General features: G+C 67.5%; 21 protein-coding genes. 2 read left to right on the top strand and 19 right to left on the bottom strand.

Features of this window, described 5'->3' with window-relative positions; translation table 11 throughout:
• Nucleotides 1-51: 51 nt before the first annotated feature.
• The 5 genes from rpsD to infA form a co-directional block, all read right to left on the bottom strand.
• A complete protein-coding gene (rpsD, locus tag OOZ19_RS02180; RefSeq protein WP_243790101.1) occupies nucleotides 52-657 on the bottom strand; it encodes a 30S ribosomal protein S4 in 606 nt (201 codons plus the stop codon).
• A gap of 23 nt (nucleotides 658-680) precedes the next feature.
• On the bottom strand, nucleotides 681-1,085 hold the full coding sequence (gene rpsK, locus OOZ19_RS02175) for a 30S ribosomal protein S11 (RefSeq protein ID WP_184476418.1): 405 nt from the start codon (nucleotides 1,083-1,085) through the stop codon (nucleotides 681-683).
• 25 nt (nucleotides 1,086-1,110) lie between these two features.
• Nucleotides 1,111-1,491: a 30S ribosomal protein S13 gene (gene rpsM, locus OOZ19_RS02170; protein ID WP_266087572.1), complete on the bottom strand. Its 381-nt coding sequence runs from the start codon at nucleotides 1,489-1,491 to the stop codon at nucleotides 1,111-1,113.
• 174 nt (nucleotides 1,492-1,665) lie between these two features.
• Nucleotides 1,666-1,779 carry a 50S ribosomal protein L36 gene (rpmJ, locus tag OOZ19_RS02165; RefSeq protein WP_184476415.1) on the bottom strand — a complete coding sequence of 38 codons (114 nt, stop codon included), beginning with the start codon at nucleotides 1,777-1,779 and terminating at the stop codon, nucleotides 1,666-1,668.
• Nucleotides 1,780-1,831: 52 nt separating this feature from the next.
• A complete protein-coding gene (infA, locus tag OOZ19_RS02160; protein WP_009948665.1) occupies nucleotides 1,832-2,053 on the bottom strand; it encodes a translation initiation factor IF-1 in 222 nt (73 codons plus the stop codon).
• 675 nt (nucleotides 2,054-2,728) lie between these two features.
• On the opposite strand from infA, the gene OOZ19_RS02155 reads away from it, so the two are divergent.
• Both OOZ19_RS02155 and OOZ19_RS02150 read left to right on the top strand, forming a co-directional pair.
• Entirely contained in the window at nucleotides 2,729-3,376 is a 648-nt protein-coding gene (locus tag OOZ19_RS02155; RefSeq protein WP_266087566.1) for a class I SAM-dependent methyltransferase, read from the top strand.
• Nucleotides 3,377-3,708: 332 nt separating this feature from the next.
• Entirely contained in the window at nucleotides 3,709-4,314 is a 606-nt protein-coding gene (locus tag OOZ19_RS02150; RefSeq protein WP_266087564.1) for a class I SAM-dependent methyltransferase, read from the top strand.
• 99 nt (nucleotides 4,315-4,413) lie between these two features.
• On the opposite strand, the gene map is transcribed toward OOZ19_RS02150, so the two are convergent.
• From map to rplE, 14 genes are all read right to left on the bottom strand, one after another.
• Nucleotides 4,414-5,205 carry a type I methionyl aminopeptidase gene (gene map, locus OOZ19_RS02145; protein ID WP_266087562.1) on the bottom strand — a complete coding sequence of 264 codons (792 nt, stop codon included), beginning with the start codon at nucleotides 5,203-5,205 and terminating at the stop codon, nucleotides 4,414-4,416.
• A gap of 41 nt (nucleotides 5,206-5,246) precedes the next feature.
• On the bottom strand, nucleotides 5,247-5,804 hold the full coding sequence (locus OOZ19_RS02140) for an adenylate kinase (RefSeq protein WP_266087560.1): 558 nt from the start codon (nucleotides 5,802-5,804) through the stop codon (nucleotides 5,247-5,249).
• 258 nt (nucleotides 5,805-6,062) lie between these two features.
• Complete coding sequence (gene secY, locus OOZ19_RS02135) at nucleotides 6,063-7,367, bottom strand: preprotein translocase subunit SecY (protein ID WP_184476407.1); 1,305 nt, start codon at nucleotides 7,365-7,367, stop codon at nucleotides 6,063-6,065.
• Nucleotides 7,368-7,690: 323 nt separating this feature from the next.
• Nucleotides 7,691-8,287 (bottom strand): hypothetical protein, encoded by a 597-nt coding sequence (locus tag OOZ19_RS02130; RefSeq protein WP_266087557.1) that lies wholly within the window; start codon nucleotides 8,285-8,287, stop codon nucleotides 7,691-7,693.
• 103 nt (nucleotides 8,288-8,390) lie between these two features.
• The gene (locus OOZ19_RS02125) at nucleotides 8,391-8,996 is read right to left on the bottom strand and encodes a hypothetical protein (protein WP_266087555.1); all 606 of its coding nucleotides are present in this window, start codon (nucleotides 8,994-8,996) and stop codon (nucleotides 8,391-8,393) included.
• Nucleotides 8,997-9,051: 55 nt separating this feature from the next.
• Nucleotides 9,052-9,549 carry a hypothetical protein gene (locus tag OOZ19_RS02120; protein WP_266087553.1) on the bottom strand — a complete coding sequence of 166 codons (498 nt, stop codon included), beginning with the start codon at nucleotides 9,547-9,549 and terminating at the stop codon, nucleotides 9,052-9,054.
• Nucleotides 9,550-10,176: 627 nt separating this feature from the next.
• Nucleotides 10,177-10,626, bottom strand: a complete 450-nt coding sequence (gene rplO, locus OOZ19_RS02115) for a 50S ribosomal protein L15 (RefSeq protein WP_184476399.1) — start codon at nucleotides 10,624-10,626, stop codon at nucleotides 10,177-10,179.
• A 2-nt stretch (nucleotides 10,627-10,628) separates the two neighbouring features.
• Complete coding sequence (gene rpmD, locus OOZ19_RS02110) at nucleotides 10,629-10,811, bottom strand: 50S ribosomal protein L30 (RefSeq protein ID WP_184476396.1); 183 nt, start codon at nucleotides 10,809-10,811, stop codon at nucleotides 10,629-10,631.
• A gap of 1 nt (nucleotide 10,812) precedes the next feature.
• Nucleotides 10,813-11,424 carry a 30S ribosomal protein S5 gene (rpsE, locus tag OOZ19_RS02105; RefSeq protein ID WP_184476393.1) on the bottom strand — a complete coding sequence of 204 codons (612 nt, stop codon included), beginning with the start codon at nucleotides 11,422-11,424 and terminating at the stop codon, nucleotides 10,813-10,815.
• A 42-nt stretch (nucleotides 11,425-11,466) separates the two neighbouring features.
• Nucleotides 11,467-11,871, bottom strand: coding sequence for a 50S ribosomal protein L18 (rplR, locus tag OOZ19_RS02100; RefSeq protein WP_184476390.1), 405 nt, complete (start codon nucleotides 11,869-11,871; stop codon nucleotides 11,467-11,469).
• A 2-nt stretch (nucleotides 11,872-11,873) separates the two neighbouring features.
• The gene (gene rplF, locus OOZ19_RS02095) at nucleotides 11,874-12,413 is read right to left on the bottom strand and encodes a 50S ribosomal protein L6 (RefSeq protein WP_266087547.1); all 540 of its coding nucleotides are present in this window, start codon (nucleotides 12,411-12,413) and stop codon (nucleotides 11,874-11,876) included.
• 12 nt (nucleotides 12,414-12,425) lie between these two features.
• Complete coding sequence (gene rpsH / locus OOZ19_RS02090) at nucleotides 12,426-12,824, bottom strand: 30S ribosomal protein S8 (RefSeq protein WP_184476384.1); 399 nt, start codon at nucleotides 12,822-12,824, stop codon at nucleotides 12,426-12,428.
• Nucleotides 12,825-13,040: 216 nt separating this feature from the next.
• Nucleotides 13,041-13,226 (bottom strand): type Z 30S ribosomal protein S14, encoded by a 186-nt coding sequence (locus tag OOZ19_RS02085; protein WP_184476381.1) that lies wholly within the window; start codon nucleotides 13,224-13,226, stop codon nucleotides 13,041-13,043.
• Between the two features lie 42 nt (nucleotides 13,227-13,268).
• On the bottom strand, nucleotides 13,269-13,832 hold the full coding sequence (gene rplE, locus OOZ19_RS02080; RefSeq protein ID WP_184476378.1) for a 50S ribosomal protein L5: 564 nt from the start codon (nucleotides 13,830-13,832) through the stop codon (nucleotides 13,269-13,271).
• Nucleotide 13,833: the final 1 nt, after the last annotated feature.

Raw genomic sequence — 13,833 nt, 5'->3', positions numbered from 1 at the left:
CCGCCCGGACGGCCACCGCCGGCGACCGGTGAGGGCCGCCGGCGGGAAGCATCACTTCGAGTAGTACTCGACGATGAGCTGCTCGGTGACCGGGGTGTCGATCTGCGCGCGCTCCGGGAGCTGGTGCACCAGGACGCGGAGGTTCGACGGCACGACCTGCAGCCATGCCGGCACCGGCCGCTCGCCCAAGGTCTCCTTGGCGATGATGAACGGCGTGGTGTTCACCGACTTCGGCTTCACGTCGATGATGTCGAACTTCGAGACCTGGAAGCTCGGAACGTTCACCTTGGTGCCGTTGACCACGAAGTGGCCGTGGCTGACCAGCTGCCGCGCCATCCGGCGGGTGCGGGCCAGACCGGACCGGTAGATCACGTTGTCCAGGCGGGACTCCAGCAGCTGCAGGAGGTTCTCGCCGGTACGCCCGGTGCGGCGGTTGGCTTCCTCGTAGTAGGAGCGGAACTGCCGCTCGAGGATGCCGTAGGTGAAACGAGCCTTCTGCTTCTCCTGAAGCTGCAGCAGGTACTCGGTTTCCTTGATGCGCGCGCGCCCGTGCTGCCCCGGCGGGTACGGACGACGCTCGAACGCCTGGTCCCCACCGATGAGGTCAACCTTGAGACGGCGGGACTTGCGGGTCGCGGGACCGGTGTAACGTGCCATCTTCTTCTACTCCTTTCCCGCGATCAGACCCGGCGCCGCTTGGGCGGCCGGCAGCCGTTGTGCGGCTGCGGGGTCACGTCCTGGATCGTGCCGACCTCGAGGCCGGCGGCCTGCAGCGAGCGGATCGCCGTCTCGCGGCCCGAACCCGGACCCTTCACGAAGACGTCGACCTTCTTCATGCCGTGCTCGGCGGCCTTGCGGGCGGCGTTCTCAGCGGCCATCTGCGCGGCGTACGGGGTGGACTTGCGAGAGCCCTTGAACCCGACGTGGCCCGCGGAGGCCCAGCTGATCACCGCACCGGTCGGGTCCGTGATCGAGACAATGGTGTTGTTGAAGGTGCTCTTGATGTGCGCTTGTCCGTGCGCAACATTCTTCTTTTCCTTGCGCCGCACCTTCTTGACGGCGCCAGCGCGAGACTTGGGTGGCATAGCTGTTGTGGTCTCCTAGCGACGCTTACTTCTTCCCGGCCTTCTTCTTGCCGGCGACCGTCTTCTTCGGCCCCTTGCGGGTACGGGCGTTGGTCTTCGTCCGCTGCCCGTTCAACGGGAGGTGGCGGCGGTGCCGCGTCCCCTCGTAGCAACCGATCTCGATCTTCCGGCGGATGTCGGCCGCGACCTCGCGGCGCAGGTCACCCTCGACCCGAAAATGGTTCTCGATGTAGTCGCGGAGCTTCGCGAGCTGGTCATCGTCGAGATCCTTCGCGCGCGCGTCGAACGAGATGTCCGTCGCCGTCAGGATCTCCTGGGAACGGCTGCGGCCGATCCCGAAGATGTAGGTCAGCGCGACCTCCATGCGCTTGTCACGCGGGAGGTCGACACCGGTGATCCTTGCCATGTAGGCAGGTCTCCTTCGTGTCGTTCCAGGTCTGCAGCCCCTGCCGCCTCCACGACCGCATCCGGCGTGAAGCCCCGGCCTGGAACCGGAGGTGGACCGGCTCACTCACGAGCCGGCAGGCGAGGGGAGTTCCCTTGGATTGTCAGTACGGCTACATGTCCGCGACGGACGCGATCAGCCCTGGCGCTGCTTGTGGCGCTGGTTGTCGCAAATGACCAGGACCCGCCCATGACGACGGATGATCTGGCACTTGTCGCAGATCTTCTTCACACTAGGTTGGACCTTCACGGTCGTGCTCTCCTGCTCGGACGCGTGCCCGGTCTCCCGGACACCGTGGAGGTCACTTGTAGCGGTAGACGATGCGCCCACGGGAAAGGTCGTAGGGCGAGAGCTCCACGACGACCCGGTCCTCGGGCAGGATGCGGATGTAGTGCTGACGCATCTTGCCACTGATGTGCGCGAGGACCTTGTGCCCGTTCTCCAACTCGACGCGGAACATCGCGTTGGGGAGCGGCTCGATCACGCGACCCTCGACCTCAATGGCCCCGTCTTTTTTGCCCATGTCCTCCGCGTTTCGTGACGGTGACGGTTGGTAAGGCTTGCGCCTTCGGCCACCCGACCCGGAGACTTCCCTCCAGGACCGGCGACGGACGCGCTCCGGTCGGCCCGAACTGCCCTGAGTGTGCGGTGAACCGCGAGACGCCCGTGGGACGGCCCGGCCGACGAGTCCGATGACGAACTCCCCGGAATGCCCCCGCGAGCACAAGGCACGACGAACCGGCGCGATGAGTGCGCCGTTGCTCCACTGTACGCGCAGGCCGATTCGGGCTTCATCCGGGGGCTGGGCAACGTCCCTGGTCGGCGGGCCGGTCCGGAATCGGCGCTCCCGCGTCGTCCACCCCGGCGCCGGGCCGCGGCGATCCCCCGCGCACGCCCCCTCGAGAAGACCGGGCATGACGACGCGTTGGGTGCACGCGCATCGACGGTGGGTGAACGGGCGCGGCGAGTGCGAGCAGGCCTCCACCGCACCCCCCACTCGGGTGGTTGCGGCACCGCTCGCGGGCTGTCTACGTTCGATCTCACCCGTCGGCGCGACGATGATGTCGACCGGCGCGGTTGCGGAAGCCCCGGCGGCTCGGATTCGCCCAGCGCTCCGTCCGAGGAACCCGCGAGCAGCCGGTTCCGGCGCCAACGCAGCCACCCGTTCCGACCGCTGATCCGCGCTTCGAGGAGAGCAGTGACCGCGCAACAGGACCGCACATCCGCCGCCCGGAAGCCGTCGCCCGGCCCGGTGGGCAAGCTCGGCGAGTACCGCACGTTCCTCACCAGTGCCGTGCGCAACCCGCGGGAGGTCGGTGCGGCCACCCCCACCTCGGCCGCCGTCGCGGCGACCGTCGCGCAGGTGGTGCCCACCACCGGGGCGCCCGTCGTGCTGGAGCTCGGCCCCGGCACCGGCTCGCTCAGCGGCGGCATCCACGAGCGGCTGCCCGCGGGTGCCCGGCACATCGGCATCGAGCTCGTCGAGGAGATGGTGGAGCACCTGCGGGGGCACGCGCCGTGGATGGAGCTCGTGCACGGCGACGCCGGAGACCTGGTCCCGCTGCTGGCCGACCGGGGCGTCGACCAGGTGGACGCCGTGATCAGCAGCATCCCGTGGTCGTTGCTCGGCGACGACGAGCAGGACCGCATCCTCGGCGAGGTCACCAAGGTGCTCGCCCCGTACGGCGCGTTCACCGCGCTCACCTACCTGCCCGCGGAGCACAACCCCGGCGGCAAGCGGTTCCGCACCTGCCTGGCCACCACTTTCGACGAGGTGCTCACGCACACGACGTGGCGCAACTTCCCGCCGATCCTGCACTACATCTGCCGCCGCCCATTGCACTGACGAACGTCGCATTCGACCTTGTTCCACCCCGGAGCGGGGACTCGGAGATCTCCACGCTCCGAGATCAATTCTTCGAGCGGCTCCACCGCACGAGCGATTGCCGCCCTCCCGAGCAGAGAACCGAGACCCCGCGACGTTTCGATTTCCTGGGTGATCGCTGATCAGCGGCTTGGCCACCACCGGAACGGAGATCGAGAAATGCCGCGAAAAGGACCTCTGAGCTTTTAAGGGCAGATCCGGGCATTTCCCGCACCCGGCATCCGGGACCGCCGGATACCGGGTCCGGGCCGTTACGGTTCTCCAGGACCTCTCTACCGATCCTGGAGCGCCGAGTGAGCAAGCAAGCCAAGCTGCGCGAGTACCGCACCTTCGTCACGCGCGCCGTCCGGCAGCCCGGCACCGTGGGTGCCGTGCTCCCCACCTCCGAGTACGTCGCGAGAGCGGTCGCGGAGGTCGTCCCGGCCAGCGGCACGCCGACGGTGCTCGAACTCGGGCCGGGCACCGGTGCGCTCAGCGGGGCGTTGCGCGAACGGCTGCCCGCCGGATCCGACCACCTGGCCGTGGAGATCGACCCGGAGCTGGTGCGGTACCTCAACTCCACGAAGCCGTGGCTGGAGGTCATCGAGGGCGATGCCCGGCACCTCGTCGAACTGCTCGCCGCGGCGAACCGCACCCAGGTGGACGCGGTCATCAGCAGCATCCCGTGGACGCTGCTGCCCGCCGATCAGCAACGCGCGCTGCTGCGCGAGGTCTCGAAGGTGCTGACGAAGGAAGGCGTGTTCACCACGGTCACCTACGTGACGACGCTGTGGCGGGCGAACACGATCGCCTTCACCGAGATCTTGCGGGAGACCTTCGAAGAAGTGCTGCCGCGCAGCACGGTGTGGCGCAACGTCCCGCCGGCCCGCGTGTACGTCTGCCGCCGCCCGCGGCACTGACCCCCGCACGACGAATGCCTCATCCGACGGTTCTCGCCGCCGGATGAGGCATTCGCGTTCGCAGCTGTTCGCGCCGGGGTCACCGGCGAGGGGCGCAGCTCACTGCTCCGGCGCGGTGAGGACCCAGGGCCCGTCTTCGGTGATCGCGACGGTGTGCTCCCAGTGCGCCGCGCGGGAACCGTCGACGGTGACCACGGTCCACTCGTCTTCCAGTTCCGTGGTGACCACGGACCCGAGCGTCAGCATCGGCTCGACCGCCAACGCCATGCCGACCCGCAGCTTCGGGCCGCGCCCGGGCTTGCCGAGGTTCGGCAGGAACGGCTCCATGTGCATCTCGGTGCCGATGCCGTGGCCGCCGTACTCGGCGATGATCCCGTACTCGATGCCGTCGGACTTCCCCGCCGCCTGCGCCGCGGTCTGCACCGCGTGCGAGATGTCGGTCAGGTGCGCACCGGCCTGCGCCCGCTGCAACCCGGCCCACATGGCCTGGCGCGTCGCGTCGGACAGCGCCTGGTCGCGCTCGCTGACCGTGCCGATGGACAAGGTGACCGCGGAGTCCCCGTGCCAGCCTTCGAGGATGGCCCCGCAGTCCACCGACAGCAGGTCGCCATCGGCGAGCACTTCGGACTTCGACGGGATGCCGTGCACGACCTTCTCGTTCACCGACGCGCAGATCGACGCCGGGAAGCCGTGGTAGCCCTGAAAGGACGGGACGGCACCGGCGTCCCGGATCACCTGCTCGGCGACCTCGTCGAGCTCACCGGTGCTGACACCGGGTTCGGCCTTCGCGGAGACCGCGGCGAGCGCGCTGGCCACGACCAGTCCCGCCGCCCGCATCGCCTCGATCTCGCCGACCGATTTGAGCTCGATGCCCTTGCCTCGCCGAAACACCCGTGTTCCCGTCCGTTCCTCAGGTCTGTGGTGCGCGCTCGTCAGGCCTTCTTCTGGCCCAACGCGTCCAGCGCGCGGTCGGTGATGTCGTCGACCGTGCCGAGTGCGTCGATCTTGACGACCTTGGCCCGGTAGTAGTCCAGCAGCGGTGCGGTCTCCGAGTGGTAGATGGCGAGCCTGCGCCGGATCACGTCCTCGGTGTCGTCCGACCGGCCGCGGTCGAGCATGCGGCGCACCAGCTCCTCCTCCGGCACGTCGAACTGGAGGACGGCGGTGAGCTCCATGCCGTTGTCGGCCAGGATGTCGCCGAGCACGTCCGCCTGCGGCGTCGTCCGGGGGAATCCGTCGAGCAGGAACCCGTCCTGCGCGTCCGGTTCCGCCAGTCGCTCGCGAACCATCTCGTTGGTGACCTCGTCGGGAACCAGTTCGCCCGCGTCCATGTAGGACTTGGCCTTCTGCCCGAGTGGCGTGGAATTCCCGATGTTCGCGCGGAACAGGTCGCCGGTGGAGATGTGCGGAACGGCGAGCCGTTCGCCCAGCACGGCCGCTTGGGTGCCCTTGCCCGCACCAGGCGGGCCGACGAGAACCAATCGCACCAAGGGTCTGCCTCCGAATCATTGCGGTGGTCTGCAGCCACCTTCGTCGAGCGCTCCGCACTCACCCCGTGGAGTGCGGATGCTGATCGCCGCGCGCGTTGCCCGGCGGGATCGACGCTCAGCGGGCCGACCTGGTATCACCCCAGGCCAGGGCCACGCCGAACGTCGCCACGGACGAACACCATAATGCACGCGCTATGCGGAACGCCGATGCGCTTCCGCGATGCGAAACAATGAGTCCGCCATCCGTACTCGGGGAGTTTACCGGAGGAAACCCTCGTAGTTCCGCTGCGTGAGTTGGCTCTCGATCTGCTTCACGGTGTCCAGACCGACATTGACCATGATCAACACCGCTGTGCCGCCGAACGGGAAGTTCTGGTTCCCGCCCTGGCCCGTCAGGCCCAGGAAGAAGTTCGGCAGGATCGCGATGATGCCCAGGTACAACGAGCCGGGCAGCGTGATGCGCGACAGCACGAAGCTCAGGTACTCGGCGGTCGGCCGACCGGGCCGGATGCCGGGGATGAAGCCGCCGAACTTCTTCATCTCGTCAGCCCGTTCCTCCGGGTTGAACGTGATGGAGACGTAGAAGTAGGCGAAGAAGATGATCATCGCCATGTACAGCAGGATGTGCACCCAGCTGGACGGGTCGACGATGTAGGTCTGGATGAACCGCGCCCACCAGGAGTCCTGGTTGCCCGCCAGCTGCCCGAGCAGCTGCGGCAGGTACAGCAGCGAGGAACCGAAGATCACCGGGATGACACCGGCCTGGTTCACCTTCAGCGGCAGGTACGTCGAAGTCCCGCCGTACATCCGGCGACCGATCATGCGCTTCGCGTACTGCACCGGGATCCGGCGCTGCGCCTGCTCGATGAAGACCACCGTGGCGATGATCGCCACCGCGAACAGGCAGACCACGGTGAACACCAGGCCGCCGTGCGTCTGCAGGATCTTGCCGCCCTCAGCGGGGATCCGGGCCGCGATCGAGGTGAAGATGAGCAGCGACATGCCGTTGCCGACACCGCGCTCGGTGATCAGCTCACCCATCCACATCAGCAGTGCGGCGCCCGCCGTCATCACGACCACGATGGTGATGAGGTTCAGCACCGAGCTGTCCGGGATGACGTCCGCGGAGCAGTCGGGGAAGAGCTGGCCGCGCTCGGCGAGCGCGACGATGCCCGTCGCCTGCAGCACCGCGAGCGCGATCGCCAGGTAGCGGGTGTACTGCGTCAGCTTCGCCTGACCGGACTGCCCTTCCTTCTTCAACTGCTCGAAGCGAGGAATGACCACCTGGAGCAGCTGGATGATGATGCTCGCGGTGATGTAGGGCATGATGCCCAGCGACAACACCGACAGCTGCAACAGCGCGCCACCGCTGAACAGGTTCAACAGCGAGAAGACACTCTGACTGCCCTGCAGTTCCTGATAGCACTGCTGGACGTTCGGGTACGAAACCCCCGGAGAGGGAATCGTGGCGCCGAGCCGGTACAGCACGACCATGCCCAGTGTGAACAGGATCTTGCGGCGCAGGTCCGGCGTCGCCAGAGCCGAGCGGAAGGCGCCGAGCACGCGAACCTCCTGGTGCGCAAGCCGGGGTTACCGGCCGAACGATGGCCGGCTTCCCAAATCCTCGTACACGGGGCCGGCACGGCTGGAAAATCCACAGCACCGTGCTCGGCACGGTGCTGCCTGGGCGACTCTAGCAGGTCGCCGAATACGCTCCGTCAGTCGGCGGTGATCCGCCGCACCCTCCCGGCCACAGCACGGGGAGGAGGATTCCCCGACGCGAACGCGGCCGTCGCGGCCCGCCCGGCCCACCGACCGGTCCGACCTGCGCACGACCCACCGCCGGGCCTCCCGGCAGCGCGCCGGAAGGCCCCGCGGCTCGCGGATCAGCCGCAGTTGGCCGACTTCTCCTCGTCGGTCATCGGGCTGGTGTCCTGGGTGATCGTGCTCTCCTGATCATCGGCCGGGCCGGTGACCTCCATCGGCACGTACCAGATGTAGTGGTCGTAGAACTTGTCCTCGAAGTGCAGCTCGTAGGTGCCCTTGACCTTCTGCATCTTCGGCCCGTGGAAGACCCGCCCGGCGTCACCGGGATTGACGTCGATGTTCGTCGTCTGGGTCTCGGTGTGGGATTCCTTCCACTCGTGGCCGTAGCTGGCCTTGAAGGTCACCTTGAACACCTCGCCGAACGACGTCGACATCGACAGCCCGAGGCTGTTGCTCTCGGAGGTGGTGTCCGACCAGGACACCCCCATCCGCTGCGGCAGCTCGGTGCAGTTGAACGTGGGGCTGCCGACCAGCTCGGAGGTGTTCTGGAAGTACTCCGGCTCCCCCTCCGGGTGGAACACGCAGCTGTCGGTGCCGTTGTCGCACTTCTCCAGCAGTTCGCGCGCGGTGGGCTCGTCGGCCGCGGAGGCGGGCGGGACGATCAGCAGTCCTGCCGCGACGGCCGCGGACGCGGCGGTGGCGATGCGGTGGATCATCGGTGGACCTCTCTTCCGGCGGCGGACCCGGACGGCGCCGCGGAGGTGTTCAAGGACAGGGGGCGCGTCCGGAGCACCGGGCTCGTCACGGGCACTGGGCTCGTCACGGGCACTGGGAGATCTCCTCCTCGGTCATGTCCCGCACGTGCTGGCTGACCGCGCTGGTCGGGTCCGGCGCAGGTCCGGTGACCTCCATCGGCACGTACCAGATGTAGTGGTCGTAGAACTTGTCCTCGAAGTGCAGCTCGTAGGTGCCCTTGACCTTCTGCATCTGCGCCGCGCGCTCGACCGAGCCCACCTGGTTCGGCTCCGTGTCCACGTTCGTCGTCTGGGACTCGGTGTGCGACTCCTCCCAGGTGTGCTCGTAGCTCTGCTCGTAGGCGATGGAGAAGACCTTGCCGAAACCGGCCTCCGTGGTCATCGACAAGCCGATGCTGTTGCTCTGCGAGGTCGTGTCCGACCACTCCACCGAGGAGCGTTGGATGCCATCGGTGCAGTTGTAGACCGGATCGCCGACGGTGTGCGCCTCATCGGTGTAGTACTCCGGCTGGCCTTCCGGGTGGAACACGCAGCTGTCGGTGCCGTTGTCGCACTTCTCCATGAGCTCGCGGGCCGTGGGTTCGTCCGCGGCGGAGGCCGACGGCGCGAAGGCCATCGCGGCCAGCGAGAACGCCGAGACGAGGACCGCGCTGGATCGACGTGGGGACATGAGGGCTCTCCTCGATGTTGGGCGGCGCCGGTTCGGTGCCGCGCTCGGCGACCGCTCAGCTGAGTCCGACGGACTGGGTGCGGTCGTTGATCAGGTCACCGACGTAGGCGGTGTTCTCCTTGAACGGCCCGTCGCGGTCGCCGCCGAGGTTCGGCTCCGGGTAGAGCCAGATCCAGCAGTTCGCCCACGGCTGCACCGAGGTGACCCGGTCCTTCCAGTCGTCCGGCAGGTCGATCTGGTACTCGACCTTGCCGTCCTTCTCGCACAGGCCGGCGCCGTAGATCGTGAAGCTGTCCCCGCCGTAGTTCTCCTCGTCGAACAAGGTCCCCTGCACGACCTCGCCGTCCCGCGTGCTCGCCACCTCCGATCGGGCGCTGCCCGTGGCCTCGGCGAGGGTGTCGAAGCAGCGCTGCTGACCGGTGCCCGCGTCGAAGGCGCAGTGCCGCGCCGGGTTCGCCTCGGCCGCCGCCGCACCGGAGATTCCGGGAATGGTGGCCGCCAGCAGGGACATCGCCGCGATCGGGAGTCCAGCTCGTACCGTTCGACGCCGCATACCCGCTCCTCATAATTGATTCCGAAGGAGTGCTCTGGAGCACTGGTCCGAACAACTTAAACGCGCATCGGAATGTCCAGTACCTGCGAATGGGAGCGCTTCCATTCGACGAAACGGGGGTGACTGATCACACTTTTCGCTGCACCCGGACGGCTCAATCCCACTGCTCCGCCGCACCCCGGCCGACCCCGCCCAGCACGCACCCGACACCTTCAAGCGGGACGAAACACCAGGTCATCAAGGCCCCTCGTCGGACGTTGCGCTCCGGATCAGCCGCAGGGACCTGCCAGAAACCGCCGCGAGAACACCGATCCAGATCAGTTTCAGTTCACCACAGGAGAATGCGCCGTTCACATATACCCGAGGAGAATCGAAAGCCGCCGGACGAGATCCAGGAAAAGACGCCGGAAAACAGGTTATCAACGATAATCGCGAAATCCGGGAATCGACCTCGAACGACCGCGGTGCCCTGTGCCGATGCCCGGGCATCGGTCACCGCACCCCCGCCGAGCAGCGGCGAACTTTCCCGGGAAACTCCGTAAGCACCGATAACACGACCCCGGACACGCGAAAGGGCCGGCCGACCCGAAGGTCGACCGGCCCTTTCGACCGGAATCACCGGAGCGTTCAGCTCTCCAGCTTGGTAGCCGAACCGCCCGCGGCAGTGATCTTCTCCTGCGCGCTGCCGGTGAAGGCGTGCGCGGTGACGTCCAGCTTGACGCCCTCCAGCTCACCACCACCGAGAACCTTGACCAGCTCGCCCTTGTTGGCGAGTCCGGCCGAGATCAGCTCGTCGATGCCGACGGTGCCACCGTTCGGGAACGCAGCGGCCAAGCGGCCGAGGTTCACGCCTTGGTACTCCACCCGGTTGCGGTTCTTGAAGCCGCGAAGCTTCGGCAGCCGCATCTGGATCGGCATCTGCCCGCCTTCGAAGCGCGGGGAGACGGTCTTGCGAGCCTTGGTGCCCTTGGTACCGCGGCCCGCGGTCTTGCCCTTGGAACCCTCACCGCGGCCGACCCGGATCTTGTCCCGGTTCGAACCCGGCGCGGGGCGCAGGTCGTGAATCTTGATGACCATGCTCAGTCGACCTCCTCAACCGTCACCAGGTGGTGCACGGCCTTGACCAGGCCACGCGTGTTCGCGTCATCCGGGCGAACCACGGTCTGCCGGATCTTGCGCAGGCCGAGGGTGCGCATGCTGTCGCGCTGGTTGCTCTTGGTGCCCACCAGGCCACGCGTCTGGGTGATCTTCAGCTGTGCCACGTCACGCCCCCTGACCGGCACGCGCACGCAGCATGAACGCGGGAGCCACGTCTTCCAGCGGCAGACCGCGGCGGGCCGCGACCTCCTCCGGACGCTGCAGGCTCTTCAGCGCCGCCACCGTGGCGTGCACGATGTTGATCGGGTTGTCGCTGCCCAGCGACTTGCTCAGCACGTCGTGCACGCCGGCGCCTTCCAGCACCGCGCGCACCGGACCACCGGCGATGACACCGGTACCGGCGCTGGCCGGACGCAGCATGACGACGCCGGCGGCGTCCTCACCCTGGACCGGGTGCGTGATCGTGCCGCCGAGGCGGGGGACGCGGAAGAAGTTCTTCTTCGCCTCCTCCACGCCCTTGGCGATCGCCGCGGGCACTTCCTTGGCCTTGCCGTAACCGACACCGACCATGCCGTCGGTGTCACCGACGACCACGAGCGCGGTGAAGCTGAACCGCCGGCCGCCCTTGACGACCTTCGCGACGCGGTTGATCGTCACGACACGCTCGAACTGCATGCTTTTCTCTTGGGCCGCCCCGCCACGGCCACCGTCGCGGCGGTCCCGGCGGTCTTTGCCGCCGGACTCCGAACCGCCGTCACGCCGAGTGCGTCCAGGCATCAGGCGTCCCTCTCGATCGTTGTCATCTCAGTCGTACGCATGTCAGAACTCCAGGCCGCCGTCACGGGCGGCGTCGGCCAGCGCCGCGACCCGGCCGTGGTAGGCGTTGCCACCCCGGTCGAACACGACCTTCTCGACACCGGCGTCCTTGGCGCGGGCTGCAACGAGCTCGCCGACCTTGGTCGCCTTCGCCTTCTTGTCGCCCTCGAGGGTGCGCAGGTCGGCTTCCATGCTGGAGGCCGACGCCAGCGTGTGACCCGCGACGTCGTCGATGACCTGCGCGACGATGTGCCGCGTGGATCGGGTGACGACCAGGCGCGGACGCGCCGGGGTACCGCTGATCTTCTTCCGGAGCCGGAAGTGGCGGTTCGCGCGGGCGATCCGACGCACGGTCGAGATGTCCTTGCCCACGGGCTTGCGCTTCGTAGCAGTGGTTGTCTCGCTCATGGTCACTTACCCGTCTTTCCGACCTTGCGGCGGATGGCTTCGCCGGCGTAACGCACGCCCTTGCCCTTGTACGGGTCGGGGCGGCGCAGCTTGCGGATCCTCGCGGCGATCTCGCCGACCAACTGCTTGTCGATGCCCTTGACCGACAGCTTGGTCGCACCCTCGGTCGCGAACTCGATGCCCTGCGGCGGCTCGATCACGATGGGGTGGCTGTAGCCCAGGGAGAACTCGAGGTTCGCGCCCTTGAGCAGCACCCGGTAACCCACGCCGTGGATCTCCAGGTCCTTCTGGTAGCCCTTGCTGACGCCGAGCACCATGTTGTTGACCAGGCTGCGCGACAGACCGTGCAGCGAGCGGCTCTCGCGCTCGTCGTCCGGCCGCTTGACCAGGACCGACCCGTCATCGTCCTTCTCAACGGTGATCGGCTCGGCGATGTTCTGCTCCAAGGTGCCCTTGGGGCCCTTGACCGTCACCGCCTGCCCGTCGATGGTGACCTCGACACCGGAGGGCACGGTGATCGGAAGCTTCCCGATACGCGACATGCTCCTCCTCCCTTACCAAACGTAGGCGAGGACTTCCCCGCCCACGCCCTGCTTGATGGCCTGCCGGTCGGTCACCAGACCACCGGACGTGGAAATGATCGCGATGCCCAGGCCGCCGAGAACCTTCGGCAGGTTCGTGGACTTCGCGTAGACCCGCAGACCGGGCTTGGAGACCCGCCGCAGGCCGGCGATGCTGCGTTCCCGGTTCGGGCCGTACTTGAGCTCGACGACCAGGTTCTGGCCCTTCTCGCCCTGCTCGGCACGGGAACCCGTCACGTAACCCTCGCGCTTGAGGATTTCGGCGATGTTCGCCTTGAGCTTCGAATGCGGCATCACGACCTCGTCGTGATACGCCGAACTTCCATTCCGCAGACGCGTCAGCATGTCTGCGATGGGGTCGGTCATCGTCATGTGACCTGGTCCACCTTTCTCACCCGGTTCCGACGGGCCCGGACGCGTCCCGCAGGGCGGGAGGTCTGGATCCTGGCCTAGGCGAAGTCGGATGCCTGCCGGACCGGCAGGCTCATGTCAGCGGCACGCACGCGCGCCACCCGCCGAAGCGGGTAAAAGCCCTGGTGGTGCCCGCCGAGCGTACCCGTGACCGGGTATCGCCCAGCGGGCGGGCACTCACCAGGAAGACTTGCTCACGCCCGGCAGCTCGCCGGCGTGCGCCATCTCGCGGAAGCACACGCGGCACAGGCCGAACTTGCGGAACACCGACCGCGGACGCCCGCAGCGCTGGCAGCGGGTGTAGCCGCGCACCTTGAACTTCGGCTTGCGCGCGGCCTTGTTGATCAGCGCCTTCTTGGCCATCGGCTCAGTTCTCCTTGTTTCGACGCCCAGCGATACCCGACATCACTGCTCCTTGAACGGGAAGCCCAGGTGGCGCAGCAGCCGCCGGCCTTCCTCATTGGTGGTGGCCGTGGTCACCACTGTGATGTCCATACCGCGGGGACGGTCGATCGAGTCGGGGTCGATCTCGTGGAACATCGACTGCTCGTTGAGCCCGAAGGTGTAGTTGCCGTTGCCGTCGAACTGCTTCGGCGACAGGCCGCGGAAGTCACGGATGCGCGGCAGCGCGATCGTGACCAGGCGGTCGACGAACTCCCACATGCGGTCGCCGCGCAGCGTGACGCGCGCACCGATCGGCATGCCTTCGCGCAGCTTGAACTGAGCGATGGACTTGCGGGCCCGGCGGATCTCGGGGCGCTGACCGGTGATCGTGGTCAGGTCGCGGACCGCGCCTTCGATGAGCTTGCTGTCCCGCGCCGCGTCACCGACACCCATGTTGACGACGACCTTGACCACGCCGGGGACCAGCATGGCGTTCGAATACTCGAACTCCTCGTGCAGGGCCTTGCGGATCTCGTCGCGGTACCGGGTCTTGAGCCGGGGGACGATCTTCTCCGTGGTGGTCATG

Source organism: Saccharopolyspora sp. NFXS83 (assembly GCF_026241095.1).
Taxonomy (GTDB): Bacteria; Actinomycetota; Actinomycetes; order Mycobacteriales; family Pseudonocardiaceae; genus Saccharopolyspora_C.
Note: the sequence above shows the minus strand (reverse complement) of the source record. Positions and strands in the feature narration are given on the sequence as shown.